This is a genomic window from Romboutsia sp. (assembly GCF_035470145.1).
GTDB lineage: Bacteria > Bacillota > Clostridia > Peptostreptococcales > Peptostreptococcaceae > Romboutsia_D.
The window spans coordinates 1-1,691 of sequence record NZ_DATIRC010000121.1 but is presented as its reverse complement, the minus strand read 5'-3'; the positions used below and the strand labels follow the sequence as shown (position 1 = coordinate 1,691).

Sequence of the window (1,691 nt, the reverse complement as noted above, 5' to 3'; positions counted from 1 at the left end):
TACAAACGCTTATACTAATAATGTTTCTGTAATTGATACAAACACAAATACAGTGGTAGATACTATCTCTGTTGGAGATTTCCCACTTGGAATAGCAATAGCAAATATTGATTTTCCATGCCCAACTCCTTTAGATAGAATGTGTATTGAAACAACAAGAATCTTTGACTCATGTATGTTTGAAGATGAACTTAAAGAAACTTTTGAAGTTCCAAATTCAAATAAAGCTAAAGACATTCAATGTGATATTATAGAAACTAAATGTAGTATATTGGATATAACTAAAATAGATGAACAACAAGATTTAGTGGATGTAAAATTGCAAATAAAAGTATTTATTCGTTTTGCAAGTAAATGTTTTAATGACCATGCATTTAAAAAAGTAGTATGTTTTGATAAGAATATTACTCTTGTTACACCAGAAGGTGCAGATGTATGCTGTGATGTTAATAATGTAACTTGTGCATGTATCCAATCAAGTCATGTTGGAATGGTATCTTGTAATAATAAGTTACGTTGTACTGTAAAAGTAACTGCAGTTATTAAATCTAAAAAACTCGTTCAAATTGAAGTACCGTTTATAAGAATCTGTGAACCAAAACAATGTTATCCTAATGAATAAATAACAGTAGCACCCGATAAAAGTTATCCTTTACCTAATCGAACCTTCTGAAACAAATAGGATTATGTTTGTTGCAAATCATAAAAAAACCCACGATAGTATATCGTGGGTTTCACTGGTGGAGACGATTCTCAAGAATCATATCCACGATTTTCTACTTTATTTTTTAGTATAACTCTGTATAAATCTCCAATAATTGTATCCCTCGGTGCCATATTATCTATTAGATTATTATACCTTCAAAATGATCTACTTCATGCTGAATAATTTGTGCAGTAAATCCTGTAAATACTTGTTTATACTTCTTGAAATTTATATCTAGATATTCTACCTCTATTGTTTCATATCTCGTTGTTTTTCTAGAACCAGTTAAAGATAGACAACTTTCTTCTGTCTCATAAGGCTTCTCTTTGTTTAGTATCGCTGGATTTACCATAGGAACTATAATATTACCTACACTAAATACCAGTATACGTTTTTTTACTCCTATCATATTAGCTGCCATACCTACGCAATGATCTAAATTTGCTCTTAATGTATCGATTAAATCATTAATAACTTCTACATCTTCTTTCGTTGCAAATTCTGATTTTTGTTCTAAAAATGATATATCTTTTACAACTGTTCTTATCATCCGTCTTCCAACCTTTCTAATTTATTTGTCTGAATTAATATCAGTTTATATTCTATATTATAAAATTATACTCTAATATGTTAGATTAGTGTAAGTATGTAAATTTTTAAATTATTATTTGCTCAACTTATGATTTATTTTTATCTCAATAGTATAATACTATCCTAATTATATTATCAATTCAATATACTAGTTATTAATCTCAATAGAATATTTGATAAATAAAAAAGTATTGATAAAACATCAATACTTTTGGTGGATTTTACTGGTTGAGACGCACACCACAATGATCAACAATTATAGCCTTTATAATTATAATTTATTAAACATTCGCTTATCTTTAATGAAGAACTTTTATAAACTTCTTTAATATCTGTAACCAACCATATTACCTATAATTTAATTAAGCTTAAAGCTTAAAAAATATTAAGGAGG

The 1,691-nt window shown here is 27.6% G+C and carries 2 protein-coding genes; one reads left to right on the top strand and one right to left on the bottom strand.

Annotated elements, in window-relative coordinates:
• Positions 1 to 622 (top strand): hypothetical protein (locus VLM92_RS04765; protein WP_331681683.1); only part of this gene is annotated, 622 nt, incomplete at its 5' end.
• A gap of 223 nt (positions 623 to 845) precedes the next feature.
• On the opposite strand, the gene VLM92_RS04760 is transcribed toward VLM92_RS04765, so the two are convergent.
• Complete coding sequence (locus VLM92_RS04760) at positions 846 to 1,277, bottom strand: peptide deformylase (RefSeq protein ID WP_325275212.1); 432 nt, start codon at positions 1,275 to 1,277, stop codon at positions 846 to 848.
• Positions 1,278 to 1,691: the final 414 nt, after the last annotated feature.